The sequence below is a fragment of the Marinovum sp. J2-8 genome (genome assembly GCF_055808435.1).
Genome location: NZ_JBVVRZ010000003.1, coordinates 526,346 through 551,799 on the forward strand (window position 1 = coordinate 526,346; position 25,454 = coordinate 551,799).

Annotated in this window: 27 protein-coding genes; 9 read left to right on the forward strand and 18 right to left on the reverse strand. The window is 58.8% G+C overall.

Translation table 11 applies throughout. The features are described from left to right. Positions 1–51: 51 nt before the first annotated feature. From AC0L4F_RS12050 to AC0L4F_RS12095, 10 genes are all read right to left on the reverse strand, one after another. A complete protein-coding gene (locus AC0L4F_RS12050; protein ID WP_244688703.1) occupies positions 52–1,143 on the reverse strand; it encodes a type II secretion system F family protein in 1,092 nt (363 codons plus the stop codon). Positions 1,144–1,153: 10 nt separating this feature from the next. Continuing rightward, on the reverse strand, positions 1,154–2,122 hold the full coding sequence (locus AC0L4F_RS12055) for a type II secretion system F family protein (protein ID WP_244688706.1): 969 nt from the start codon (positions 2,120–2,122) through the stop codon (positions 1,154–1,156). Between the two features lie 3 nt (positions 2,123–2,125). Beyond that, complete coding sequence (locus AC0L4F_RS12060; RefSeq protein WP_244688708.1) at positions 2,126–3,580, reverse strand: CpaF family protein; 1,455 nt, start codon at positions 3,578–3,580, stop codon at positions 2,126–2,128. A gap of 12 nt (positions 3,581–3,592) precedes the next feature. Continuing rightward, positions 3,593–5,221 (reverse strand): CpaE/TadZ family protein, encoded by a 1,629-nt coding sequence (locus AC0L4F_RS12065; protein WP_244688710.1) that lies wholly within the window; start codon positions 5,219–5,221, stop codon positions 3,593–3,595. A gap of 397 nt (positions 5,222–5,618) precedes the next feature. Then, positions 5,619–6,293, reverse strand: coding sequence for an OmpA family protein (locus AC0L4F_RS12070; RefSeq protein WP_473446435.1), 675 nt, complete (start codon positions 6,291–6,293; stop codon positions 5,619–5,621). Positions 6,294–6,297: 4 nt separating this feature from the next. Continuing rightward, the gene (locus AC0L4F_RS12075) at positions 6,298–7,722 is read right to left on the reverse strand and encodes a type II and III secretion system protein family protein (RefSeq protein ID WP_244688715.1); all 1,425 of its coding nucleotides are present in this window, start codon (positions 7,720–7,722) and stop codon (positions 6,298–6,300) included. Positions 7,723–7,934: 212 nt separating this feature from the next. Beyond that, positions 7,935–8,921 (reverse strand): Flp pilus assembly protein CpaB, encoded by a 987-nt coding sequence (gene cpaB / locus AC0L4F_RS12080; RefSeq protein WP_244688717.1) that lies wholly within the window; start codon positions 8,919–8,921, stop codon positions 7,935–7,937. 273 nt (positions 8,922–9,194) lie between these two features. Beyond that, positions 9,195–9,374 (reverse strand): Flp family type IVb pilin, encoded by a 180-nt coding sequence (locus AC0L4F_RS12085; RefSeq protein WP_244688719.1) that lies wholly within the window; start codon positions 9,372–9,374, stop codon positions 9,195–9,197. A gap of 257 nt (positions 9,375–9,631) precedes the next feature. Then, on the reverse strand, positions 9,632–9,811 hold the full coding sequence (locus AC0L4F_RS12090) for a Flp family type IVb pilin (protein WP_244688721.1): 180 nt from the start codon (positions 9,809–9,811) through the stop codon (positions 9,632–9,634). 106 nt (positions 9,812–9,917) lie between these two features. Next, on the reverse strand, positions 9,918–10,097 hold the full coding sequence (locus tag AC0L4F_RS12095; RefSeq protein ID WP_244688724.1) for a Flp family type IVb pilin: 180 nt from the start codon (positions 10,095–10,097) through the stop codon (positions 9,918–9,920). Between the two features lie 365 nt (positions 10,098–10,462). Between AC0L4F_RS12095 and AC0L4F_RS12100 the strand changes: the two genes are divergently transcribed. Continuing rightward, on the forward strand, positions 10,463–11,287 hold the full coding sequence (locus tag AC0L4F_RS12100; protein WP_244688726.1) for a lytic transglycosylase domain-containing protein: 825 nt from the start codon (positions 10,463–10,465) through the stop codon (positions 11,285–11,287). Here AC0L4F_RS12100 and AC0L4F_RS12105 read toward each other — a convergent pair. From AC0L4F_RS12105 to AC0L4F_RS12115, 3 genes are read right to left on the reverse strand one after another with little or no spacing between them, the layout of a single operon-like run. Further along, positions 11,284–11,574 carry a GNAT family N-acetyltransferase gene (locus AC0L4F_RS12105; protein ID WP_244688728.1) on the reverse strand — a complete coding sequence of 97 codons (291 nt, stop codon included), beginning with the start codon at positions 11,572–11,574 and terminating at the stop codon, positions 11,284–11,286. The genes AC0L4F_RS12100 and AC0L4F_RS12105 overlap by 4 nt on opposite strands. Then, positions 11,567–12,190, reverse strand: a complete 624-nt coding sequence (locus AC0L4F_RS12110; protein WP_244688730.1) for a CoA transferase subunit B — start codon at positions 12,188–12,190, stop codon at positions 11,567–11,569. The genes AC0L4F_RS12105 and AC0L4F_RS12110 overlap by 8 nt, the downstream gene beginning before the upstream one ends. A 58-nt stretch (positions 12,191–12,248) precedes the next feature. Next, positions 12,249–12,956 (reverse strand): CoA transferase subunit A, encoded by a 708-nt coding sequence (locus AC0L4F_RS12115; protein WP_244688732.1) that lies wholly within the window; start codon positions 12,954–12,956, stop codon positions 12,249–12,251. A 133-nt stretch (positions 12,957–13,089) separates the two neighbouring features. Here AC0L4F_RS12115 and AC0L4F_RS12120 point away from each other — a divergent pair, with 133 nt between their 5' ends. Both AC0L4F_RS12120 and AC0L4F_RS12125 read left to right on the forward strand, forming a co-directional pair. After that, the gene (locus tag AC0L4F_RS12120) at positions 13,090–13,479 is read left to right on the forward strand and encodes an ArsR/SmtB family transcription factor (protein WP_244688734.1); all 390 of its coding nucleotides are present in this window, start codon (positions 13,090–13,092) and stop codon (positions 13,477–13,479) included. Beyond that, the gene (locus AC0L4F_RS12125) at positions 13,454–13,879 is read left to right on the forward strand and encodes an SRPBCC family protein (RefSeq protein ID WP_244688736.1); all 426 of its coding nucleotides are present in this window, start codon (positions 13,454–13,456) and stop codon (positions 13,877–13,879) included. Before AC0L4F_RS12120 ends, AC0L4F_RS12125 begins: the two co-directional genes overlap by 26 nt. A gap of 71 nt (positions 13,880–13,950) precedes the next feature. Here the strand turns inward: AC0L4F_RS12125 and AC0L4F_RS12130 are convergent, their stop codons facing one another. Next, positions 13,951–14,508: a L,D-transpeptidase gene (locus tag AC0L4F_RS12130; protein WP_244688936.1), complete on the reverse strand. Its 558-nt coding sequence runs from the start codon at positions 14,506–14,508 to the stop codon at positions 13,951–13,953. A 163-nt stretch (positions 14,509–14,671) separates the two neighbouring features. Then, the gene (locus AC0L4F_RS12135) at positions 14,672–15,031 is read right to left on the reverse strand and encodes a VOC family protein (protein ID WP_244688739.1); all 360 of its coding nucleotides are present in this window, start codon (positions 15,029–15,031) and stop codon (positions 14,672–14,674) included. 134 nt (positions 15,032–15,165) lie between these two features. Between AC0L4F_RS12135 and AC0L4F_RS12140 the strand changes: the two genes are divergently transcribed. Then, positions 15,166–15,864 (forward strand): helix-turn-helix transcriptional regulator, encoded by a 699-nt coding sequence (locus tag AC0L4F_RS12140; protein ID WP_244688741.1) that lies wholly within the window; start codon positions 15,166–15,168, stop codon positions 15,862–15,864. Positions 15,865–15,962: 98 nt separating this feature from the next. Here AC0L4F_RS12140 and topA read toward each other — a convergent pair whose 3' ends face one another. Beyond that, the gene (topA, locus tag AC0L4F_RS12145; RefSeq protein WP_244688743.1) at positions 15,963–18,695 is read right to left on the reverse strand and encodes a type I DNA topoisomerase; all 2,733 of its coding nucleotides are present in this window, start codon (positions 18,693–18,695) and stop codon (positions 15,963–15,965) included. A gap of 139 nt (positions 18,696–18,834) precedes the next feature. Between topA and AC0L4F_RS12150 the strand changes: the two genes are divergently transcribed. Next, the gene (locus tag AC0L4F_RS12150) at positions 18,835–19,287 is read left to right on the forward strand and encodes a hypothetical protein (RefSeq protein WP_244688746.1); all 453 of its coding nucleotides are present in this window, start codon (positions 18,835–18,837) and stop codon (positions 19,285–19,287) included. 118 nt (positions 19,288–19,405) lie between these two features. Here AC0L4F_RS12150 and dprA read toward each other — a convergent pair whose 3' ends face one another. Further along, complete coding sequence (dprA, locus tag AC0L4F_RS12155; RefSeq protein ID WP_244688748.1) at positions 19,406–20,563, reverse strand: DNA-processing protein DprA; 1,158 nt, start codon at positions 20,561–20,563, stop codon at positions 19,406–19,408. Between the two features lie 607 nt (positions 20,564–21,170). Continuing rightward, on the reverse strand, positions 21,171–22,592 hold the full coding sequence (gene tldD, locus AC0L4F_RS12160) for a metalloprotease TldD (RefSeq protein WP_244688937.1): 1,422 nt from the start codon (positions 22,590–22,592) through the stop codon (positions 21,171–21,173). A 195-nt stretch (positions 22,593–22,787) separates the two neighbouring features. On the opposite strand from tldD, the gene coxB reads away from it, so the two are divergent. From coxB to AC0L4F_RS12180, 4 genes are all read left to right on the forward strand, one after another. After that, a complete protein-coding gene (gene coxB, locus AC0L4F_RS12165; protein ID WP_244688750.1) occupies positions 22,788–23,651 on the forward strand; it encodes a cytochrome c oxidase subunit II in 864 nt (287 codons plus the stop codon). An 83-nt stretch (positions 23,652–23,734) separates the two neighbouring features. Then, entirely contained in the window at positions 23,735–24,691 is a 957-nt protein-coding gene (cyoE, locus tag AC0L4F_RS12170) for a heme o synthase (protein ID WP_244688752.1), read from the forward strand. Beyond that, positions 24,688–24,852, forward strand: coding sequence for a cytochrome C oxidase assembly protein (locus AC0L4F_RS12175; protein ID WP_244688754.1), 165 nt, complete (start codon positions 24,688–24,690; stop codon positions 24,850–24,852). Before cyoE ends, AC0L4F_RS12175 begins: the two co-directional genes overlap by 4 nt. After that, positions 24,852–25,427 carry a cytochrome c oxidase assembly protein gene (locus AC0L4F_RS12180; protein WP_244688757.1) on the forward strand — a complete coding sequence of 192 codons (576 nt, stop codon included), beginning with the start codon at positions 24,852–24,854 and terminating at the stop codon, positions 25,425–25,427. The genes AC0L4F_RS12175 and AC0L4F_RS12180 overlap by 1 nt, the downstream gene beginning before the upstream one ends. Positions 25,428–25,454 lie beyond the last annotated feature (27 nt).

The window sequence follows — 25,454 nt, forward strand, 5'->3', positions numbered from 1 at the left end:
CTCGGTCATGCCGGTGTCACGCCAATCTGGCGGCCCGGCTTTTGACCGACCCTAACCCAGCATCGCGGGTCTGCGGAAATCATCTGTTAACGAATTGGCGAAAAAGAACGCATACGTTGCGGATTTGCCAAGGATGGCACGGTCATGGCCCGGCGCCATCCCCCACGACGGCCCCTTATTGCCCAGGGTGCCCAATCGCATGATGCCCATGGCCGAAGGTCCCACCAGGATGATCAGCAACGGCGGCACGGTCAGACCCATGGTCACCAGCGTCATTTTCGTCGGCAGTTTGTTGGCCTTTTCTTCGGCTCGCATCACGCGTTTGTCGCGCATTTCGGCGGCATAGACCCGCAGGGCCTCTGCAATGGATGTGCCGAACACCTGGGCCTGGATCAAAACGGTCACAAAGGACGAAATATCCTGGACACCACAGCGTTCGCCCATGTCATTCAGGACCGAAGTCTTGTCCTTACCGGCCTTGATTTCATGGCTGACGACCTGAAATTCATAGGCCAATTCCTTGTAAGAGGATTGGATTTCATTGCTGACCCGCAGGATGGATTGATCCAGGGATTGCCCGGCCTCGACGCAAACCAGCATCATGTCCAGAGCATCGGGAAACCCGTCTTCGATTTCCTCGTGTCGGGCAGCGGCGCGGCGGGTGATCCAGTATTTCGGAACGTAATATCCTGCGGCGCCGGGGCCGAGGATATACATGATCATCTGCTGCGTGGTGGCGTTTTCCGGCCCAAGCACCAGATAATAATAGCCAAGACCACAGCCCAGTGCCAACACGCCCAGAATGACCTGCGCCGCATGGAACATGCGCACCGCATCCTTGCCGCGATAGCCCGCCTGCATCAGCTTCTTGGCGATCTCGGAATATTGTTCTTCGTCTTGTGGTTCAAGAAACGCGCCGTATTTGTCGAGCTTTTCGTTGCGTGTGCCGCCGGTGCGCAGGGCTTCGCTCTTGCGGGTTTTTTGTCCCTTGGCCTGTGCGGCCAGTTTATCCATCGGGTCGGGGCGCTGTTTGATCAGCATCGACACCGCAAGAAGAAGCAGAACAATCCCCAAACCACCGACAAGCACAACCGGTGCCATCGGGCCGAGCAATTCGTAGAAAACGCCACCAGGTTGAAACATCAGCTGCCTCTCAGACTTTGATATTGACCAGCATCCGCATGACGATCAGGTTCGCCACAAGGAAGCCGAAGACCACGAAACAGGCCGGAATGAAGTAGGGGTGATCAATCACATCGTCGTAGTAATGCGGATCGGTCAGTTGGATGAACACCAGACAGGCAATCGGGAAACCGGACAGGAATTTACCGGACCATTTTGCCTCGGCTGTGATGGCCCTGACCCTGCGGAACAGCCGGAACCGGGCGCGGATCACCTTGGACAGACCGGCCAGAACCTCGGCCAGGTTACCGCCCGATTGCTGTTGGATGGACACGGCCACCGCCAGAAAGTTCAAATCCTGCATTTCCAGCCGCGCGGCCATTTCCTTTAGCGCTTCGCCGACATCGCGGCCATAGGCGCTTTCATCGGCGATCACACCCAATTCCGCGGCCAACGGATCTTTGACCTCTTTTGCGACGATGGAAATCGCCGAGGAAAAGGGGTGGCCGACGCGCAGGCTGCGCACGATCAATTCGATGGCATCCGGCAGCTGTTCTTCCAGCAGGCCCATCCGTTTGGTGGCCTTCATGTTGACCCAGGTGTACACCCCGCCAATGCCCATCGACAGCGCCCCGGCAATGCGCACCGCCAATCCGGTTTCGGTGCCCAGCGTCAGCCCGACAAAGGCCATGAACGACACCGCCGCCATGAGCAGCATCAATTGTGTCGGCGTAAAGGCGATGGCCGCTTTCTGTGCCTTGGCGGCGAGCAGGGAATAGAGTGGGATTTTGCGCGACTTGACGTGTTGGGTCATCTCCTTGCGGAGCTTTTCCAACACCTCGTCACGGCGCACGCCCTTGTCCATCATTTCCAACCGGCGATTGACCCGGTTGTTCAGGCTGATGGATTTGCCAAATACCGTCAGATAGACACCTTCGACCAGCGCCAGAACGCCGATGAAGATCAGACCATAGATAATCGGTTCGGCGGTCAGTTCCATGATCTACTCCGCAGCAAAAGGTTCAAAGATGGCAGCCGGCAGGTCATATCCCCAGAGCTTGAACCGCTCGGAGTAATGGCTGCGCACGCCGGTGGCGGTGAAGTGGCCGATGATCTTGTTGTCGGGGGTCAGGCCGACACGCTGATAGCGGAACACCTCCTGCATCGAGATCACTTCGCCTTCCATGCCGGTCACTTCGGTGATCGACACCATGCGGCGCGACCCGTCCTGAAGACGGCTGGCCTGTACAATCAGGTTCACAGCCGATGAAATCTGGCTGCGCACCGCTTTTAGCGGCATTTCGATCCCGGCCATCGCAATCATGTTTTCCAGACGCGACACGCCATCGCGGGCGCTGTTGGCGTGGATCGTGGTCATTGATCCGTCGTGGCCGGTGTTCATCGCCTGCAACATGTCGATGACTTCTTCGCCCCGCGTCTCACCCACGATGATGCGGTCGGGCCGCATCCGCAGCGCGTTGCGCAGACAGTCGCGCTGCGAGACCGCGCCTTTGCCTTCGACGTTCGGCGGGCGGCTTTCCATCCGGCCGACGTGGGTCTGTTGCAGCTGAAGTTCGGCGGTGTCTTCGATTGTCAGGATGCGCTCGCTGTCATCAATGAAAGACGAAAGCGCGTTCAGCGTGGTGGTTTTACCGGAACCTGTCCCGCCGGAGACAATCACATTCAGACGACAGGCGACAGCGGCCTGAAGATAGGCGGCCATTTCTTCGGTAAAGGCGCCAAAGTTGACAAGATCGTCAACCGCCAGCTTTTCCTTTTTGAATTTCCGAATGGACACCAGCGACCCATCGACCGCAATCGGCGGCACCATGGCGTTGAACCGCGATCCATCCGCCAGACGGGCGTCGACATAGGGGTTGCTTTCATCGACCCGGCGGCCAACGGCCGAAACGATCTTGTCGATGATCCGCAACAGGTGCTTTTCATCCTTGAAGGTGACATCGCTCAATTCCAGCTTGCCGGCGCGTTCCACAAAGATCTGTTGCGGGCCATTGACCAGAATATCGTTGATCGATTCATCTTGCAGCAGGGGTTCCAACGGGCCGAGGCCCTTGACCTCGTTATACAATTCCTGAATCAGCGTGCTGCGGTCCTCGCGGTTCAGCACAAGGCCTTTTTCGTTCAGGAATTCCTGCCCGATATCGCCGATTTCCGATTTCAGATCACTTTCCGACGCATGTTCCAGCGCGGCCAGGTTCAGGTTGTCCAACAGCGCGCGGTGCAATTCGATCTTCAGATCGCCCAGACGTTCCTTGCGCTTTTGTTCCTTGTCGCTGGCCTGGGGGCGGGCGGCGGATTTCTTGATCGAGGGGCGCCGCATCGTCACCGGTTTGGCGGGGGCTTCGGCCTCGGATTTGACTGGCAGCTTGGCCACGTTGTCGGCCTTGGCGGCCTTGGGTTTGGCTGGGGTGTCGGTTTTGCGGTACTTGGAAAACATGTCTGACTATCCTCAGGCGGCTTCGGCGTCATCTTTGCCGATCTCATGCAAAGACTTTGCCAGCTTGGCAATTTCACGGCGCAATGGGTTCTTTCCTGCGGCGGCGGCCAATGGCAGGCCGTGATCACAGGCCTGCACCACCGGTTTACCGCCATCGGGGAATTGCACATCCATCGCAATTCCCAGGCTCTCGGCCATCCGCTTGACCCGGCTCTTGCCGGTCAGATCGGTGAATTTCGGCGCGCGGTTGAGCAGGAACCGCAGCTTTTCAAACGGCAGATCTTCGGATTGCAAAGCGCGTTTCAGTCGAAGGGCGTTCTGGGCGGACCGCATGTCGATTTCCAGCATCGCGAAATAGACATGTGCCATGTTCAAAATGGTTTCTGACCATTGCACCAGCGTCGCGGGCATGTCGATTATGACATAGTCGAAATGCGCGGCGGCCGTTTCGAACAGCTTTTCGATATCCTGCGGTTGCAGGAAATCCAGCGGCAAAACATCGGCGGGGGCGGTCAGCACCTGCATCTTTTCTTCATATTCCATCAGCGCCTGGCCAAAGCTGTCTTCGTCCATGCTTTCGATGTCGGACAACAGTTCGAACACCGCTTCGCGGCGCGGCAGATCCAGATAGGTCGCGACAGAGCCGAATTGCAGATCCAGATCCAGCAGGCAGACCTTGGGTGGATTGGCTTTATCTATGATGGCCAGTTCCCAGGCCAGATTGGTGGCAAAGGTGGTCGCGCCGACACCGCCGGCCAGGCCTTGGACCGCGATCAACACACCGTCGCGCGTCGCGCCCTTGCGCAGTTTGATCTTTTTCTCGATCGCCGGTTCTTCTGCTTCTGGTGTTTCCGAAACGGGCGATTCTGCGGCGGGCTCTTGTTGCGGCGGTTCAGGCGTTGTCGCCGCGTCGGGTACAGGTTCCGAGGGGGCGGCATCCGCTGTCGCCTCTTCGGGTGCTGGCGGCTCGGCTGCCTCCGGCGCGTCCGCGACGGGCAGGTTGTCATCAGGACCGTCTTCAAGGCGGTCATCAACAGACGGCTCAGCCGTGGCAGGGCCGGTGTTTTCTGCGGGCTCTTCTGCGACTTGTGGCTCTATTTCTGCTTTGGGGGCGCGCGCCTTTGGCGCATCCGGAACCTCATCATTCAGCCAATCAATGTCATCCATATCATCCCCGGCCGGGTCGTGTGGTCCGTCCGGCTGGGTGCGGTTTGACATTGCGGTTTTGGGCTCGGGGCTGCGGACCCGGTCGATGACCTCTTGCAGCGCGCCTTCGGGCAGGGGGTAGGGGACAAATTCATCTGCGCCCTTGCGCATCAGGCGGTGCAATGCGGCTGGTGACATGTTCTCGGTGATCAGGATCACCCGAATGTCGCGATCGCGGGCCGCACCGATGACATCGGACAGCAGTGGCAAATCGGCTTCGTCTTCGGCATCCATCGCAATGGCGATGAATTCCAGCGATTCTGCATCTTCCTGGGCAAAGAACGGGATTGCCTCTTCGAATCCCAAATCGCCCCATTGTTCCCCAAGGGCGGTTTCCATGTCTTCGATCAATAGTTCGAATTCCTGCACATTGCGGCTTATGGTGCAGGCGACGATTGGCAGAATGCCCATCTCAAACGCTGTTTCGTCGGTCATGGCCTTTATCCTTTACCCAAAATCCCCGGCTGGCGTCCTGCGGCCCAACAAGGCGCATTTCGGCACCTGGCCAGCGGATGAACCGGAACTACGCCGCCCGGAATCCCCCCGGTAGACGCATTACACTGGCCCTAAAGTGGCCAATAATTCAGGCGAGATTGCGGCTAAAAAAACGTCTTTTCGCGGAGTTGCGTTGATCATGGCGATGTTTTCGAAATTGTTCACCCGGCGAATGCAGACGATTTTTCGCAACTGTGGGCGCAGTGGCGCAGGCCCCGATGGTGGCAAATGCGCAGACCCCAAACAGGAAAAGGGGCGGTGACCCGCCCCTTAGTACCTGCCGATTTACGAGGTCGTCTAGGTAGTTTAACTGGTCCCCTTGGAAAAGGGGCTATGGTTATTGGGCGTCTTCGGACGACGCCTGTTCGCCGGTGACCTGTGTGGTTTGCGGTTCACCAGAGGTGACATATTCGCGGTAAACCACCGCAGCATAGTTACCATCCAACAGATGCGGATGACCCGTGACAAAGCCTGTCACCTCGGTCACGGTGCGCCGGTTGCGTCGTTCGCGGCCTTCGGTCACGATCAGCGGCTGGGCCTCGCCATAGCTGACAACCGCCTCAAGCCGCGAGCGCGAAATGCCCTGACCGACCAGGAAGTTCACCACCGCATCGGCGCGTCGTTGCCCCAAGGTCTGGTTATAGCCATCGGAACCGACCTTGTCGGTATGGCCATACACCCGGAACCGCACTTCGGGGAACCGTTTGATCCAGGCCGCCTGTTCGCGCAGCGTGTCGTAAGCGCCCGCATCCAACTGCGAAGAGTTGAAGGCGAAATTGACCGTGGTCAGGACTTCGCTGGCGAAACGCTGGGCCATATTATAGGTCCATTGCTTTTCGCCGGTCATATAGGCCCGATTGTTCATCGTTGCGGTGCCGAATTCACCGGTGTCAATCAAGGCCCCGGATTCACGAAAGAAAGAGCTCTCAACCGGCCCCCTGTGGGGCGAACATCCGGCGAGGACACCCAGGGTGGCGGCGGAGGCGAGGAGATATGTCAAGCGCACCTGCATCCGATCAATCCATTACATAGCCATAGGACCCGGTGAAATCCTGTTTTGCAACCTCGGCAACGGGGCCCTTTGTCCTTGCCGTGTCGCTGGCCACTCGGCCAAAGAGGAACAGGTCTTTTTCGGTCGGTGGGCGCACCCGGTCCGTCGGCAGGGCCAGCGCCTCGCCACGGGTCGGGGTCACAAGATGCGGGGTGACGATGATCACCAGTTCGGATTGCTCACGCTGATATTCTGCCGAACGGAACAGCGCGCCAAGCACCGGCACATCGCCGAGCCAAGGCACCTGACCATTCAGGTCGGTGAAATCATCCTTGAGCAAGCCTGCAATTGCAAAGCTTTCGCCGTCGCGCATTTCGACCGTGGTCGATGCTTCGCGGCGGGTAAAGGCATCAATCTGGAAGTCGTTGTTTACAAACCCGTTTGTCGGATCAATTGCGCTGACCGCGGTTTTCAGCTCCAGATTGATCAGATCGCCATCCACCACACGGGGAATGAACGACAGTTCGATACCGAAGGGTTTGAATTCAATCTTGATCAGGTCGGATTCAGCCGACACCGGGACCGGATATTCACCACCGGCCAGGAAATTCGCCTCTTGCCCCGAAAGCGCCGTCAGGTTGGGTTCCGCCAACATGCGCACCATGCCCTTGCTTTCCAGGGCCTCAAGCAGCAGCGCGACCTCGACCGCGCCAAGGTTGAACCCGATGGAAGACGACAGTTCGTTCGAGGTTGAACCGGGGATCACCCCGTCCAGAATACCCTGAAGGCCCGAGTTGCGTGCAGCCTGACCAGAGCCAAAGCGCACACCGGCGTCACCGCCGAAAATATCGCCGCCAAGCGCCAGCGAAGAGGCCAGCTTCTTGGACACACTGCGCGACATTTCGGCAAACCGCACCTTCAACATCACCTGTTGCACGCCGCCGACCGACATCAGGTTCGACACCCGGTCCGGGGCATAGCGCTGGGCAAGATCCAGCGCGCGTTGCATTTTCTGCATTGAGCTGGCGACACCGGACAGGACGATCCCGTCATCGGCGCTGCGCACTTCAATCTTTTCGCCCGGCATGATCTGGCGCAGGCGTTCCTTGAATTCGGTCAGATCGAATGTGACATGCACATCGACATTGGTGATCAGACGCCCCGAGGCATCCAAAAGTGTCAGCGTGGTTGTCCCGGTTCCTTTGCCCAGCACATAGATCGTCCGGTCAGAGAGCGAGGAAATATCGGCAATCGCCGGATTGGCGATGCTGAGCTCTGCAAAGGGAACGTCGCTTTCGACCACCACGGCGCGGTTGATCGGTACGGATAATTTCGAAGAGGTCCCCTGACGCACCACACGCAGAGTTTCGGCTTGGGCAAATGTTGCCACCGGGCCACCAACCATGACAGCGCCCAAAAGGGCCGCCCGTAGGAGTGTCTTGATTTTCATGTGACCTGCCTTTCCGATCACGCCTCGTTTTCGCAGGTCTTTTTGCCTGCATTTTGGCGTACCTTGCGGGAAAATCATTTTTTTTGCAATAATCAATGGCTTCCGACCTGCACTTTATGTGGGTATCTCGCAACAGGCGGAAAAAAATAAACGCCGCATAACGAGATGCGGCGTTTTTTGATTTCGGACCTACCCGATATAGCGGTGGTGGCTCAATTGGTGCAGGGAATCGGAATCTCGACCATTTCCCCGCCCTTGCGGGTGCGAATGGTGCAGATCTGTTCACGCTCGACCTCTACCACTTCTTGCGGGACCGGGGCTGTCAGGCCAAGAAGGCTCATCTGGTCGACTTCGACCGGGCCGACCTCGCTGGTGTCGCCGGCGCCAACCAGCGCCAGGGACAGACGCCCGGTGGATTGCGCCTGGGCCAGGGCGGCCACCTGTTGCGGGCGGGCGGATACGGTCACGGTGCGGGCGATGGTGGTGGATGCCTTGTCGCCATAAGCGGATTGGTCGACGGCAATCAATTTGACACCGGATTCGATCAGCTTGGTCACATCATTTGATCCGCGTGCGCTTTCATCTGCAAAGGAGGACACCCGCCCGGTCCAATAGACCGCGATCCGATCGCCCGGACGCAGGAACCCGGACACGCCAGAGGCCACATCGACCTTGATCGAAAACGCCTGCATGCCATCGCCAAGCCGCGAGGTGATGCCGGCATCCTGACCCGGTTCGGTCACTTTGCTGGCGATGATGGCCTCGCCTTTTTCAATGCTGCGCAGCACATAGCGTTCTTCGCCGGTGTCGGGGAAAAGATCGGGAATGTCCTTGATCCGAAGACCGTCGCGCTTGGGGCGATATTGCGCCGTGGCCAGGGTTTTCAAATGCTCCTGGGTGTCTTCGTCCAGCTCATCCCAGGGTTTGGAATAGGGGGCGGCGCTGCCACGTTCCAGGAATGTGCCTTCGGGCACCGCTGCGCGGGGAAATTTCACTACGCGCACTTTGGATTTTTCCAGCCGATCGCCGTAGTTCAGCCGCTCTGTGGCGACAAAAACCTCGATTGTCGCAACAGATTCAGAGCTTTGCGCCTTGGCCAGTGCCACCCGATAGGAATTTACATACCCATTGGCAAGATACACCGCGAACCCGGCCAGTCCGATGCCAAGAAGCAGCACCAATCCGAAAACCATACGCATTTCTTACCCTTTCACTGTCACAACCTGCCGGGTTTTATGCCTGACAAATGTGGTAAAACTAAGCCGAGACCCCGATTGGCGCGGCTGTTGTAGATGACTTTTTCGCGATCAAAACCGATCCGCGCCGACCGGTCGAATGCGGCGGCCCGACCGCCCGACGACAGAGGCCAGACGCATTGGAACCGGCCCGCTTTCAGGCCCGCATTGCAGACTGTATTTCAGGCCCGCATTCAAAGCCGATGTCACCCGGTTGCTTTTGGCGTTTCTGCCGGATCAGAAATCGTTCTGACCACCGATGGCACCGCCAACCGCAGTCGACAGAGTGTTGGTGTTGGCTTCAATCGACACATAGGCAACCATGGCAAGCCCAACGATGGCTGCGGTCAGGATCACCCAGTCAACGGTGACGGCCCCGTCTTCGCGTTTGAAAAACGATATGAGCTGCTGTTTCATTGCCGATGTCACCAATTTTCATACTCTCCAAAAGGACAGGTCCCCTCTCGGGTTCAACTGTCTGAAAATACCGCTTGCCTGGTGCAAAGACGCATGTGCTGGAAAAAACCGCCGCCCTGGTCACCGGTCAAAAAAAAGCCTCCACAGTGTCATTCCCGCGCACGCCCCAAAACCGGAGCACAGGAAAGAACAGGGAGGTGAGGCAGATACCCGAGCGCGAAATTTGGGTATCTGCCGATTGCGGATCTTTGCAATGCTTAGAAGTCGTTTTCACCAACGATTGCGCCGGCTGTGGCGTTGAACAATGTGGTGGTGTTGGTTTCGATCGCGCCATAGGCGGCGATGGCCAGGCCAACAATCGCTGCGGTCAGAACGACCCAGTCAACTGTTACGGCGCCGTCTTCGTCTTTGCGGAAGTTTTTGATAAACTTGGTCATAGTTATTCTCCTGTTAGGGTTCACTGTACATGTCTGATTGGCTGTCCTTGCCCGAGGCATGCCAGGGGCAAAGACATCGTCATTCTGTTAAGCTGTCAGGCGCAGCTTAGAAGTCGTTTTCACCAACGATTGCGCCGGCTGTGGCGTTGAACAATGTGGTGGTGTTGGTTTCAATCGCGCCATAGGCGGCGATGGCCAGACCAACAATCGCTGCGGTCAGAACGACCCAGTCAACTGTTACGGCGCCGTCTTCGTCTTTGCGGAAGTTCTGAATGAATTTGATCATGGTGTTGTCTCCGTAGGTCGATTTGCGTTTTCCACTACCTTGCCGGGGTGCCACAGGCCTGCCTCTCACCTCAGGACTGTTCGACTTGGTATCGCCTTAATAAGCCTTCGGATTGGGGCGGCAGTTTGGCAGCAACCGCGCGTTTTTCGAAACTGCAAAAGTTATTGGCGAAAACCGGGCTAAGGTGCTGAAAACATGACAAAGAAATTTCGAAAAATTTGAAGATTTTCGATTTTGATCACGGCAGGCTGTGCAAATATGGCGCGGCTGCCGCTTTTGAATTGAACAAAACTGGCCAAGCGCGTGTTTTTTTGCCACCTTGGCAACAATAATAATCCCGAAAACGTGGATGAGCAGGTCAAAAAATGAAACAGGTCGCCAAGGCACTGGCGTTGGGTCTTTGTATGGGCGCGGTTACGTCGGGTCCGCTTCTGGCCGAGACGCCAGCCCCCTTTCCCGATTTCAAAGCCAAGCGGGTCAAACCGCCAAAAGCAGGTGCCAAGAAACGCATTCTGGTACAGATCACCGCACCGGCGCCCAAGCGGGTGAAACCGCCGACGGCCGCCACCGCCGACAAATCCGCCCCGGCCAGCAATCCCGGTTCTTATGGCTGGTTCTGGGATGTCGTTTCTCCCAAGGTCGCAGCCAAGAGTGGCGGGCGGCTGGATGAGGCCCTGGCGGCCTTGTCGACCCCGCCGTCAGGGCAGGGGGTGTCGGCACCCCGGCTGAGCGATATGCAAAGTCTCGCGACCGCCCATGGCGTCGAGATCCTGAAATCCACCATTGGCACCCAGGTGTCCCCGGCGCTGGCGCTGGCGGTGATTTCGGTCGAAAGCGGCGGGCGGGTTGATGCGGTGTCGTCGGCCGGCGCACAGGGGTTGATGCAATTGATGCCCGCCACCGCAGAACGCTTTGGCGTGACCAACGCCGCGCTGGCGGCGGATAACATCAAGGGCGGGGTGGCGTTCCTTGACTTTCTGATCCGCAAATTCGACGGCGATCCGATTTTCGTGCTGGCGGGGTATAATGCCGGCGAAAATTCCATTGGCACCCACGCTGGCGTGCCGCCCTATGCCGAAACCCGGGATTACGTGCCCAAGGTGCTCTCGGCATGGAAAGTGGCGCAGGGGCTGTGTAAAACGCCGCCGATGCTGATTTCCGACGGCTGCGTGTTTGTCACGATGCACTAAACCTGAAAGACATCGGCCCAATCGGGATGTTTGCGCCGTTGTGCATTTACAAACGGACAGAGCGGAATGATGCGAAAGCCCTCGGTGCGGGCATCGGCCACCAGACGTTCGGCCAGCGCCAATCCCGCCCCGGTGCCGCGCAGGGCGTCATCCACTTCGGTATGATCGGCGATCACCTGGGTCGCGCCGAGACGGGAATAGGTCAATTCGGCCCTATGCCCGTCCCGTTCAAGGCTATAGCGGCCTTTGCTGCCGCTTTCCTCACGCGTGATGGAAAAATCAGACAATGGTCGCTTCTGTTGCGGCGCGCAGGTCTGCTTCTGTGACGCCATCGGCGCATTCGACGATTTTAAGCCCACCTTCGACCACGTCCAGCACGCCGAGGTTGGTGATGATCCGGTCAACGACGCTGCGCCCGGTCAGCGGCAGGGTGCAGGCCTTCAACACTTTGGAATCGCCATGTTTGTTCTGGTGGTCCATCACCACGATCACCCGGCCGACACCGGCCACAAGATCCATCGCGCCGCCCATGCCTTTGACCAGCTTGCCGGGAATCATCCAATTCGCAAGGTCGCCGTTTTCCGCCACTTCCATCGCGCCCAGGATCGCGGCTGCGATCTTGCCGCCGCGGATCATGCCAAAGCTGGTGGCGCTGTCGAAATACGACGTCCGCGCCAGTTCGGTGATCGTCTGCTTGCCCGCATTGATCAGGTCGGGGTCTTCTTCGCCCTCGAACGGGAAGGGGCCCATGCCCAGCATGCCGTTTTCCGATTGCAGGGTGATGTCCTTGTCGCCGACGTAGTTCGCCACCAGCGTCGGAATGCCGATGCCAAGGTTTACATACATGCCGTCTTCGAGTTCCTGTGCGGCGCGCGCCGCCATCTGATTACGATCCCAAGGCATCAGGCTTCCTCCCTTTTTTGTTGGTCGACGCACGGGCATGAAAACCGGTTCCCACTTTTCATTGTGCGTCCTCCCTTTTCCGAACTGTCCGTTGTTCGATGCGTTTTTCGTGGTCGCCCTGAATGATCCGGTGCACGTAGATGCCCGGCAGGTGGATGTGATCGGGGTCAAGGCTGCCGCGCGGCACGATTTCCTCGACCTCAACCACACAGATCTTGCCACACATCGCGGCGGGCGGGTTGAAATTGCGCGCGGTCTTGCGGAACACCAGATTGCCGGTGTCGTCGGCCTTCCAGGCCTTGACGATCGACAGGTCGGCAAAAATGCCTTCCTCCAGGATGTAATCCTGACCGTTCCAGTTTTTGACTTCCTTGCCCTCGGCGATCACCGTGCCAACGCCGGTTTTGGTGTAAAACCCCGGAATGCCACAGCCGCCGGCCCGCATCCGCTCGGCCAAAGTGCCCTGAGGGTTGAATTCCAGTTCCAGCTCGCCCGAGAGATATTGCCGCATGAATTCAGCATTTTCGCCGACATAAGACGACATCATCTTCTTGATCTGACGCGTATCGAGCAGCTTGCCCAGACCAAAACCATCCACGCCGCAATTGTTCGACGCCACGGTCAGATCCTTGACCCCGCTTTCCACCAGCGCGTCGATCAACAACTCGGGAATACCGCAAAGCCCGAAACCACCCGCCGCAATCAACATGCCGTCATGCAACACGCCCTCCAGCGCTTCGGACGCTGAGCCATAGACTTTCTTCATGGAAACCTCTCCTCGACGTGATGTTTAGACAGTTTTGTGGGCGAGCCGCGTCAGAGAGTCAATTGGATTGCCGCGATGCAGCGGGGGGTTAGCGTTAGCATTTTGGACCCTCATTCACCCACTCGGTTGACTGATGGCGGTAATCTTGTTATTCAACCATATGGCTAAATTAGAATCACATCCTGATCTGAATATCATTCTGAAGGCGGCGAGCGATCCGACCCGCCGCGCCATCCTGACGCTTCTGGCCCAAGAGGGGCCGCTGAAGGTTGGGGATATTCACGCCAGATTCGACATGAGCCTCAATGCGGTCTCCAAGCATATCAAAATGCTTGAAACCGCTGGCCTGGTGCGACGGCGCACGGAATGGCGTGAGCATCTGATCGACGTTCAGATGGGCCCATTGACCGAAATCGACCGCTGGTTTCGCGATCTCCGCTCGATCTGGGACATGCGACTTGAAGCTTTGGACACATTGGTAACAAAAGGAAAATCCGATGACGGAACTGACACTGGAAGTTGAACGCATCATTGCCGCGCCGCAGGAAACCCTGTTCAAAGCCTGGCTCGACCCGGACATGCTGCGCCGGTTCATGCTGCCGGGGCAGAACATGACGGTGCCGCGGGCCTCTGCCGATCCTACGGTTGGTGGGCGTTTCGAAATTATCATGCAGGCAGGAGACCAGGAAATGCCCCACGCCGGCACCTATCGGGAAATCACCCCGCATGAGCGGATCGTTTTTACCTGGGAAAGCGCCCATTCCACCGAAACCGACAGCGAGGTGACCCTGGAATTCATCCCGCAAGGGGACAGCACCAAGGTCCGCCTGAGCCATGTTCGATTTGCCAATGAAGAGATGCGAAACAACCACCAGGGCGGCTGGACCGCGATTCTGGCTGCTTTGGATGGCGCTGTCGGATAAACCCGGCCGTACATAAAAAGCGCCCGCCCCGATGTGCGGGACGGGCGCAGCATTTCAAGTCAGACGCGGGTTCAGACCAAACGCACCTGCGTGCCAATGGCGGTCATGGCGTATAATTCTTCGATCTTCGGGTTGTACAAGCCGATGCAGCCATCCGAAGACCGCCGCCCGATCTTGCGCGTGTCATGGGTGCCGTGGATCAGATAGGCGGGCCAATCCAGATACATGGCATGGCTGCCCAGCGGATTGTCAGGCGCACCACCGGCCACAGGTTTCCAATCCGGGAACCGCTCCATCTGGCTGGCGGTCGGGGTCCAGCTGGGGCCGACCTTCTTGCGCACGATCTTGCTGTAGCCACGGCGGGTCAACTCATCCGTCTTGGGCACAGAGGTGGGGTAAATCCGGTACTCATTCCCGGACCAGTAATGCAGCGCACGAGAGTTGGTGTCGCAGACGATGGCACCCACGCCCAGTTCGCTGAAATGATCGCGCCAGTCCTGATGCGAAAAGCCGGAGATATTGTGGCGCACGCCCGGTTTGGTCTCTGCGGCACGGACGGTCGCAGGCATCAAAAGCGCGGCACCGGAGGCGGCCAGAAGATGGCGGCGGGTCAGCGAGGAACGGGTCATGGCATAGGCTTTCAACAGGGTCGGTTTCCGCGCCACAATCCCCCACCCGCGCCAGAGATGAAAATCACACATGCGCGAGTGGGAATGTGAGTGCAGAAAGGTCACATCAGCCTTGGTGATGTCCCGCCCAACGGCGTCGTGAATGGGGCAGTCAGTAAATGGGTCAGTCAGACAGGCACAATTTGTTCCCGCCCAGATCCCGCACATAGGCGGAAAATTTCGGGCCCCGCTGACCCGGCGCGCCTTCGCAGGTGCCGCCAAGTTCAAGCGCCAGAGCATGCAGTCTTTTGACCTCGTCCATATGACCGACACAGAAGCCGACCATCGTGCCATTGCCGATGGTGGCGGGTTTCGTGTCAAAGGGCAGGGCCGTTGCAAATGCGAAATCCTCGCCAAGCCAGTAGGTCATCCTGTCTGTTGGCGACATCGAATGCAGGCCTGACTGGGCAAAGAAGGCGTCGTAAAAGGCTTTTGACGCGTCCATGTCATTCGTGCCGACAACAAAATAGTTCATTTTCATCATGGTCTCTCCGGTTCGTTCGGGCGGCAATTTCCGCGCCCCAGTTGCATCCTGTGCCCGGTCATATTGCGAAATATGACATTTTATGGCATATTTGTTTGATGGCACGGACAAATGCGCAAGACAGGCTGAGACGGATGGAACTGCTTGCTGTGCAGCTGAAGCAGGATGCGCATTGCACGGTCAAAGATCTTGCGCATGAACATGGTGTCAGCACGCGGACAATCGCGCGGGATCTGTCGCTCATGCGGGAGCAGGGCATGCAGATTGACGCCGATCGGGGGCGGGGCGGCGGGGTGCGGCTTGACCCGAATTGGGGTGCTGGCCGGGTGAACCTCGCCTATGGCGAGGCGGTCGACCTTCTGATCAGCATCGCCGTCGCCGAACAAATGAAGTCCCCGATGTTTCTGGCCAATCTGGGGGCAGTGCGGCGGCAATTGGTGGCATCGTTTTCGCCGCAAAAACGCAGCCAGGTGAACCGCCTGAAATCCCGCATCTTGATCGGGGTGACAGCGTCAACCTTTGTGCAGGCCAGTGCAAAAGCCCCGCCGAAACGCGTGGTCCAGACATTGCATCAGGCATTTGTCGACCAAGAGGTGTTGGAAATCACCTATCAAAGAGAGGATGGGCAAACCTCTGCGCGCCAGATCGAACCGCATTACCTGCTGCTGAAATATCCGATTTGGTATGTCGTTGCCTTTGATCACCTGCGGCACGGCCCAAGAACCTTTCGCTGTGACCGTATCCAATCCGCCAATCGGGTGGGCCGCGCATTCCGTTTGCGTCCGAAACAGGATTTCGGACCTTCACTGATCAATAACGAACTGTCTGTTTGATTGCTGACTGGCCCGTGTGGTTAACGGCCGGGCGGGCGCATCGCGTTTTAGGCAGATCAGCACATGTAAAAAGGGCGGCCAGAAGGCCGCCCGGTTCACTATGTTGCGTCATCCGCCGCAGGTTTCTTTGCGGCGGTTTTCTTGGCGGGGGCCTTCTTCTTGGCCGCCGGTTTCTTGGCAGCAGCCTTTTTCGGCGCGGCTTTTTTCTTCTTGCCGCCCTTGCTGGCTTTTTCCTCGATCAGTTTGACCGCCATTTCCATTGTTACATCTGCCGGTTCGGTATCTTTCGGCAGGGTGGCGTTGACCTTTTCCCATTTGACGTAAGGGCCATAGCGCCCTTCCATCACATTGACCGGGCCGCCATCCGGGTGATCACCCAGCTCGCGCAGCGGTTTCGCCACTGTGCCGCCGCGGCCCCGTCCGGGATTGGCGCGTTTATGCGCCAGCAATTCAACCGCATGGTTCATGCCGATCTCGAACACCTCGATCGGGTCTTTCAGGTTCACATAGACCGGTTTTTCCTCGTCCGGCTTTTGGTGCATGATATAGGGACCAAAACGGCCAAAGTTGGCCTTGACGGCCCCACCTTCGGAATGTTCGCCAATCTCGCGCGGCAGGTTCAAAAGCGTCACCGCCTTTTCCAGCGTCAGATCATCCGGGCCCCAGCCCGGCACATATTGCCCCTTGGCCTTGGGCAGCGATGCGCGCGGCGGTTTCTTGTTTTCCGGTGTCGGCTCGCCGCGTTGGACATAAGGACCGAAACGCCCGGCCTTGAGCCAGATTTCATCGCCCTCATCCTCGCCCAACATCCGCTCTTCGCCGTCCGCCCCTTCGCCTGCAATCGGGCGGGTATAGGTGCATTCAGGATAATTGCCGCAGCCGACAAAGCCGCCAGTGCGCGACGATTTCAGGTGCAGATTGCCGGTGCCGCATTTCGGGCAGATGCGCGGATCGCTGCCATCTTCGCGCGCAGGATACAGCTGATCGGACAGGGCCGCGTCCAGCACATCCAGCACTTCCGAGATCCGAAGATCCGAAGTTTCGGCAATCGCGGCATGGAAATCGGTCCAGAACCGGGCCAGCAGCGCCTTGTAATCGGCCTCGCCCGCGCTGACGAGATCGAGTTCCTCTTCCAGTTCCGCAGTAAATTCATAACCGACATATTTGCGGAAGAAGTTCAGCAAAAAGATCGTGACGATCCGGCCCTTGTCCTCTGGGAACAGGCGGTTTTTGTCCTTGCGGACATATTCGCGGTCCTGAATCGTGGTGACAATGCTGGCATAGGTCGACGGGCGGCCAATGCCCAGTTCTTCCATGCGTTTGACCAGTGTCGCCTCGGTATAACGCGGCGGCGGTTGGGTGTGGTGTTGCAGCGCCAGAACGGCGGTGTTTTCACTCAGCAGCGCCTTGCCGTTGCGCTGAATGCCGCCGGTTTCGATCACCTGCGGCGCGCTGTCACCGGCCTTGTTGTAATCGGCCTCCAGCCCGGCCTTGGCAAATTTGGCGGGTTCGCCTTCCATGATCTGTGGCAGGATGCGGTCGTCATCCCCGTCGGCCACATCATCGCGCCCTTCTTCGTAAACTTTCAGGAAACCTTCGAACACGATCCGCTGGCCATTGGCGCGCAGCCCGACCTGACCGTCCTTGCTGGCGATCTCGACCACGGTGCGTTCCAGTTTCGCACCGGCCATCTGACAGGCCATGGTGCGTTTCCAGATCAGATCATAAAGACGGCGCTGATCGGTTTCCAGCTTGGCCAGCGCATCGGAATCCTTGGTCATATCCGTCGGGCGGATACATTCGTGGGCTTCCTGTGCGTTCTTGGCCTTGTTCTTGTAAACCCTTGGGCTAGAGGGCACAAATTCCTTGCCATAACGGTCGGCAATCGCCTCGCGCGTGGCGGTCACGGCCTCTGGGGCCATGTCGATGCCATCGGTCCGCATATAGGTGATGTGACCGGCCTCATAGAGCCGCTGTGCGGCGTTCATCGCCTGCCGGGCGCCCATGCCGAACTTGCGGCTGGCCTCCTGTTGCAGGGTCGAGGTCATGAAGGGCGGCGATGGGTTGCGGCTGGCCGGTTTCGCCTCGACCGAGGCGACATGCAATTCGCGGGACGTGACCGCCTGAACCGCCAGTTCGGCAGCCGTTTCGTTTTCCAGATCAAACCGGTCCAGCTTCTTGCCGGCATGCACCGTCAGACGGGCCTCATATTCCTGACCGCGGGGGGTGGCCAACAGCGCCTTGACCGACCAGAATTCGCGCGGATTAAAGGCCTCGATCTCCATCTCGCGCTCGACGATCAGGCGCAGACAGACCGATTGCACCCGGCCTGCGCTGCGCGCACCGGGCAATTTGCGCCACAGCACCGGCGACAGGTTGAACCCAACGAGGTAGTCCAGCGCACGGCGGGCCAGATAGGCCTCGACCAGCGGCGCATCGACCTGGCGCGGGTTCTGCATGGCCTCGGTGACGGCGGATTTGGTGATCGCGTTGAACACAACGCGGCTGACCGGCGTGTCCTTCTTGATGGCGCGCCGCTTGCGCAGGGCCTCTTCAAGGTGCCAGGAAATCGCCTCACCCTCGCGATCGGGGTCAGTTGCGAGGATCAGGGCATTGTCGTCTTTCAACGCGTCGGCAATCGCTTTGACATGTTTGCGACTGTCAACGCCGACCTCCCATTTCATCTCGAAATCGTTGTCAGTATCAACCGATCCATCCTTGGGCGGCAGGTCCCGAACATGGCCATAAGAGGCCAAAACGGTATAATCCGATCCCAAGTATTTGTTGATTGTCTTGGCCTTGGCCGGAGATTCGACAACAACAACTGGCATAAAAATTCCTCTCGACTCAGGGTCACTGCTCTGGCGGCGGAACATGGTGCCGCGAATGGACAAAAGTCAATGCGGCCATTCCGGGCTTTTGTTTTCTTGTTACGATTGGCTACGATACGCACAATAGTCCGGAGGAGCCATGCAGAATTTCATTTCCTTATTTCCCTCTTGCGTCGGTGTTGCGCTGTTGCTGGCAACGCCAACCACCGCACAAGAGTGGACGACACCCGAACGCGGCAGCGCAACGCGCGGCGCGCTGATGGATGCGCTGCGCCCGCATGTTGAATGGGAATTGGGTGCGCCTGTGGAATTCGTGGTCGGGGAATTACGATTGGCGGGCGACCTGGCTTTTGCGGCGGTGGCGGCACAGCATCCGGGGGGCGGGGTGATCGACCTGACCGCAACGCCGGGTTTTTTGCGTGGCACCCTGGACCCTGATTTCATGGATGGCACCAATATCCAGGCGCTATATCGCAAGAGTGGCGACACCTGGGTCGCGGTACATCACGCCATTGGCGCAACGGATGTGTGGTTTTCCTGGGAACCTCTCTGCGTGGAATATCGCGCGGTGATCTCGGATTATTGTTTTTGAACCCGAAGGGAAAGTCGGGCGTAAAGGGGCGGCATTTCGCGCCTTCTTCTGTTTGAAAATATCCCGGGGGTCCGGGGGCTGGCCCCCGGTCAGGGGCTGCGCAATGCCATTTGCGCATTCAGGGCGATAGCGAGATAAGTCCGCCGGGGTGGCGGGTGATCTTGCCGTCCAATTCCAAATCGGTCAATTGCGCCGCGACCGTACCGGACTCGCCCTTCAGGTCGCGGATCAATTGATCTTCGGCCACCGGTGACGGCGCAAGGCGCGACAGGATCTGCGAATGCAAAGCGGCGGTTTCGCGCAATGTACGTTTCTGCGGGGGCGGTGTCGGGCCGAGCGGCAGATCCGGTTGCATCTCGACGGCTTCGCTGACCTCAGAGAGGGCTGGCCCCACCGCCTCGATCACGTCGGCGGCATTGCGGACAAGTTGCGCGCCGTCGCGAATCAACATGTTGCACCCACCGGCGCGGGCATCAAATGGATGACCCGGCACCGCCAGCACATCGCGCCCCTGATCCAGTGCATTGCGCGCGGTGATCAAACTGCCGGATTTTGCGGCGGCCTCTACCACAATGACCCCCCGTGACAGGCCGGAAATAATGCGATTGCGCATTGGAAAATGCCGGGCCTGCGGTGTCATGCCGATGGGTTGTTCCGACAGGATGACGCCGCGGGCGGCAATATCCTCGGCCAGGCGGGTATTTTCCGCGGGATAGGTGACATCCACCCCCCCGGCGAAAACCGCCACGGTGCCCATATCCAATGCAGCAAGATGCGCTGCGGTATCCACGCCACGCGCCAGGCCCGATACCACAACAAATCCGGCTTCGCCCAATTCACTTGCCAGGGCGCGGGCCATGCGCGTGCCCAAGGATGATGCATTGCGGGCGCCGACCAGCGCCAGCATGGGTTTGCGTAACAATGTCAGGTCGCCCCGCGCCCACAGCATGGGCGGCGCATCGGCCAGATCGGCCAGATCGGTGGGGTAATCGGCATCGCCATAACAGATCAGACGGGCCTTGGCCCGGCGTCCGGCGGCATATTCGCGTGCGACCCATGCGGGCGGGCAGGCCTCATAATCCTTGAGCCCGGCTGCCCGGGCAATATCGGGCAGGGCCGCCAATGCGGCGGCGGCGTTGCCGTGTTCGGCCATCAGGCGGTAAAATGTCGTCACGCCGACCCGACGTGAGCGCAAGAGGCGAAGCCAATCCAACCGCTCATCTTCCGAGGTGGGTGGGAGTAGGGGGTGAGTGGAAGAAAATTTTTCGTCGGTCATCCAGCCCCGCCTTCTTGCTGAATTGTGTTTACATTGTGACTGGTTAACAGGGGGTAAATCGCATTCACCCATCTCGCAAAACTTTTGGCGCTGGCGATGAAAAACAGGCGATCTCGTTGAAATTGCGTTTTCAATTCCGGGGCGTTTTTATGGAATCTGACTTTATGGGATCTGATCCGGCGTATTCTTTAATGACGAGCCTCAATCAATATCCATTGCGATTCGCGCAGGGATTCTGCCGCAAGATCCAGCCAAACCCGAAGGTCATTGGCGGGCCAGGCATCGCTGGCAGCCAAATGCGCAATGCGGTCGCCCAAAACAGCCTGATTGCCAAACCTGTGCTCAAGGGGATCTGCGACCCGCCGATTCCCCACCGCAGGGCGATGTGCCACAGCGGCGCGCCCATCAGATGGCCAATCCCGGTAAACAGGCGGGTTCTTGAACATTTCGCGCAAGCCTTGCGAGGTGAGGGTCAACAAGACCCCCAACCCCATGATGATCAGCTCCAGTCAGGGCCAGGCCGCCAGCGAAAGAATCACCACCCCCAGATGCCGACCAAGTATAATCTGGCCTGCGGGTATTGGCGGTGTCCCCGGCGCGGGCCGGGTCAGGCCGCCGCGCCACCCACGGTCAAACCGCCGATCTTGACTGTGGGCTGGCCAACGCCGACCGGCACCCATTGCCCGGCCTTGCCGCAATTGCCCATGCCGGGGTCCAGCGCCATGTCGTTGCCAAGCGCATGAATGCGTTTCAACGCCGATGGCCCATCGCCGATCAGCGTGGCACCTTTGACCGGCGCGCCGACCTTGCCGTTTTCAACCCGATAGGCTTCGGTACAGGAAAACACGAATTTGCCATTGGTAATATCCACCTGACCACCGCCAAAGCCAACGGCCCAGATCCCGTCTTTCAGATCTGCGACGATGTCGGCGGGGTCGGCATCACCACCCAGCATATAGGTATTGGTCATCCGGGGCATCGGCGCATGGGCAAAGCTTTCGCGCCGTCCGTTGCCGGTGGGGGCCACCCCCATCAACCGCGCATTCTGGCGGTCCTGCATGAAACCGGTCAGGATACCGTCCTCGATCAGCACATTGCGCCCCGACGGCGTGCCTTCGTCATCCACTGTCAGCGACCCGCGCCGGTCGGGCAGGGTGCCGTCATCCAGCACTGTCACGCCTTTTGCCGCCACCTGTTGGCCCATCAGCCCGGCAAACGCCGAACTGCCCTTGCGGTTGAAGTCCCCTTCCAGCCCATGACCAATCGCCTCGTGCAACAGGATTCCGGGCCAGCCGGGGCCAAGCACGATGTCCATCACCCCGGCAGGGGCGGGAACCGCATCGAGATTGACCAGCGCAATCCGCAGCGCTTCGCGCGCCTTGGCCTGCCAATCCTCACGATCCAGCAAACCATCCAGGCCAACACGCCCTCCGCCGCCCGCCGTGCCGCTTTCGCGCCGGCCGTTGTGTTCGACAATGACCGAGACATTGACCCGCGTCATCGGCCGCACGTCGGTCACATGCACGCCATCGGGGCGCAGGATCTCGACCTCCTGGTGGGCGGCCATGATGGTGGCCGAAACCTGAACCACCCGGCTGTCCATATCCCGGGCAAAGGCGTCAATTTCGCGCAATGTCTCGATCTTGACGGGAAAAGACGCGCCTTCGATCGGATCAACGTCGCTGTAAAACCGTCGATTTGTTGCCATGGGCGCGGGTGCCAGCGTGCCGCCACCATCCCCAACGGCCAATCTTGCGGTGTCCACCGCCCGGATCAGCGCCGCTTCGCTGATCTCTGTGGCATGGGCGTATCCGGAAATCTCGCCCTTGACGGCCCGAAGTCCAAACCCCTCCGAAGCATCGTAACTGGCTGTTTTTACGCGGCCATCGTCGAAATGCAGCACCTCGGAGCGGCGGCGTTCCAGAAACAGCTCTCCGTCATCTGCGCCATCGGTGGCACGTCGCACCAATGCCAGCGCGCGGTCCTTGTCCAGGGATGTCTGAAAGGGGCGAAATCCGGTGTCTGCCATGTCATGTGCCTCGAAATTGTTGATCTGCGTCAAAAAAGCGTCCGTTTGACGCGGCCACGGTGCTTTATCTCAGGTACAGAATATGATTTTAAACGGGAGCGTTACAATGGGCGGCGCGCGAATGGATTCGTGTGCGTGTCACATGCGGGGCCGCCCCCCGAAACAGAACAGCATGAACCGACCAGGGTGTATATGATGCGACTTAAATCACTGTTCACCGGCCTAACGGCCACTTTTGTTGCCGGGTCCGCCCTGGCGCAGGATCTTGAGGTGGTCGGCAAGCCAATCCCCAATGGCATCGGCTTTCAGCCCGCCGCCACCGAATTGGCCCGCGAATTGCAATGGCTGGACGGGATGCTGTTGTGGATCATCACCATTATCTGTGTCTTCGTGGCCGGGCTGATGGTGTTTGTCTTTGTTCGCTTCAACCGGAAGTCGAACCCGACCCCCGCCACATTCACCCACAACACCCCGATCGAAGTGGCCTGGACCATCGTGCCGATTGTCATTCTGGTGCTGATTGGTGCGTTTTCGCTGCCGGTTCTGTTCAAGCAGCAGGAAATTCCCGAAGGCGACATCGTGATCAAGGCCACCGGTTACCAATGGTACTGGGGCTATGAATATGTCGATGCGGGTATCGAAGGTGTCGACTCGAACGTTGTCGCGTTTGACAGCTTCATGCTGGGGCGCGACGATCTGGCCGAAGCCGGGTACAGCGATGATCTCTATCTGCTGGCCACCGACACACAAGTGGTGGTTCCGGTCAACAAGACCGTCGTGATGCAGATCACCGGTGCTGACGTGATCCACTCCTGGACCATCCCCGCCTTTGGCGTGAAACAGGATGCCGTGCCGGGCCGGATTGCCGAGCTTTGGTTCAAAGCCGAAAAAGAAGGCATCTATTTCGGTCAATGTTCCGAGCTGTGCGGCAAGGATCACGCTTACATGCCGATCACCGTCAAAGTGGTCAGCGAAGAAGCCTATGCCGATTGGATGGCCGCCGCTGTTGAAGAATACGCCGGTCTGCCGCTGCCCTTCGAGGTTGCCGCAGCCGAATGACGCGAAGCGGTGCGCAGTGACTGCGCACCCGCCATGCAAACCCGCAGGGTGCGCAGTCACTGCGCACCGTACCGGAGAAAACTATGACCGACGCCAGCATCAATAACGCCAGCGCCACAGAGCATGAGGCCCAGTTCGGCGATTATTTCGCCCTGCTGAAGCCACGTGTGATGACGCTTGTGGTGTTCACCGCCTTTGTCGGTCTGTTGGCCGCGCCGGTCGCGGTGCATCCTTTTGTCGGCTTCTGCGCGGTCTTGTTTATCGCCGTGGGTGGTGGTGCCTCTGGCGCGCTGAACATGTGGTGGGATGCCGATATTGATGCGGTGATGAAACGCACCGCGCGCCGCCCGATCCCGGCGGGCAAGGTCACACCGCAAGAGGCGCTGGCGCTGGGGGTGGCATTGTCGGGCTTTTCCGTTGTGCTGCTGGGGCTGGCGACAAATTGGGTGGCGGCCGGGCTGCTGGCCTTTACGATCTTTTTCTATGTGGTGATCTATACCATGTGGTTGAAGCGCTGGACGCCCCAGAACATCGTGATCGGTGGTGCGGCGGGGGCGTTTCCGCCGATGATCGGCTGGGCCGCGGCCACGGGCGGGATCTCGGTTAAATCGGTGTTGATGTTCTGTCTGACCTTCATGTGGACACCGCCGCATTTCTGGGCGCTGGCGCTGTTCATGCGCGGCGATTACGATGCGGCCAAAGTGCCGATGCTGACCGTGACCCATGGCCGCAAATCGACGCGCGCCCATATATTGGTCTACACGCTGCTGCTGGCGGTTCTGGCGATCTCTATTTCCTTTACCGGGGCAGGCGGGCCAATCTATCTGATCGTGTCGGTGGTGCTGAATGCCCTGTTCATCAAGGGGGCGTTTGCCATCTGGCGGCGTGACGAAACACAGGCGGAGGCAGATGATTTTCGCGCCGAACGGCGGTTCTTCAAGCTGTCTTTGCTGTATCTCTTTTTGCATTTCGGGGCGATCCTGGCCGAAGCCGGATTTGACCGCTTTGGACTGCAGTTGACCTTTGGAGGTCTGTTGTGAGCTTTCAGGACGAACATGAACTGCACATCCGCCGGCGTGGTCGCAACCTTGGGGTTGGGCTGCTTCTGGGAGCGTTGATCGCGATCATCTTTGGTCTGACCTATGTCAAGATCACGAGCCAGGGCTTTCAGGCCCCGAGCAATGTTGCGGGAGCGGAATAATGGCGCTGTCGGGTCCGAAAAAGACCGTGTTGCAGACGGTTTCCGTGGTTTTGCTGATGGGCGGGTTGGCCTGGGCCTCTGTGCCGTTTTACGATTGGTTCTGCCGCGTCACCGGCTTTGGCGGGGTGACCAATACCGCTGAGACCGGCAGCGATGTGATCCTCGACAAGACCATCAAGATCCGTTTCGACGCCTCGCGTGACCGCGAGATGGCCTGGGAATTCCGCGCACTGCAGCCGGAAATGACCATTCGTATCGGCGAAACCGGGTTGGCATTCTACGAGGCGTATAATCCGACCGATCGGCCAATTGCCGGTCAGGCGAGCTATAATGTCGCGCCGTTTGATGCGGGCGGTTTTTTCACCAAGATCGAGTGTTTCTGTTTCACCGAACAAGTGCTGATGCCGGGCGAACGGGTCGAAATGCCGGTGACCTTCTTTGTTGATCCGGCCATTGTCGAAGACCGCGACGCCAAGTACACCAAACATATCACTCTGTCTTATACGTTCTATGAAATCGACATGCCGGAAACTGCCGAACTTTCGGTTGCTCCGGCGACGACCCAAACGAACTGAGCCTTGCCAACGAGGGAATGACCAACA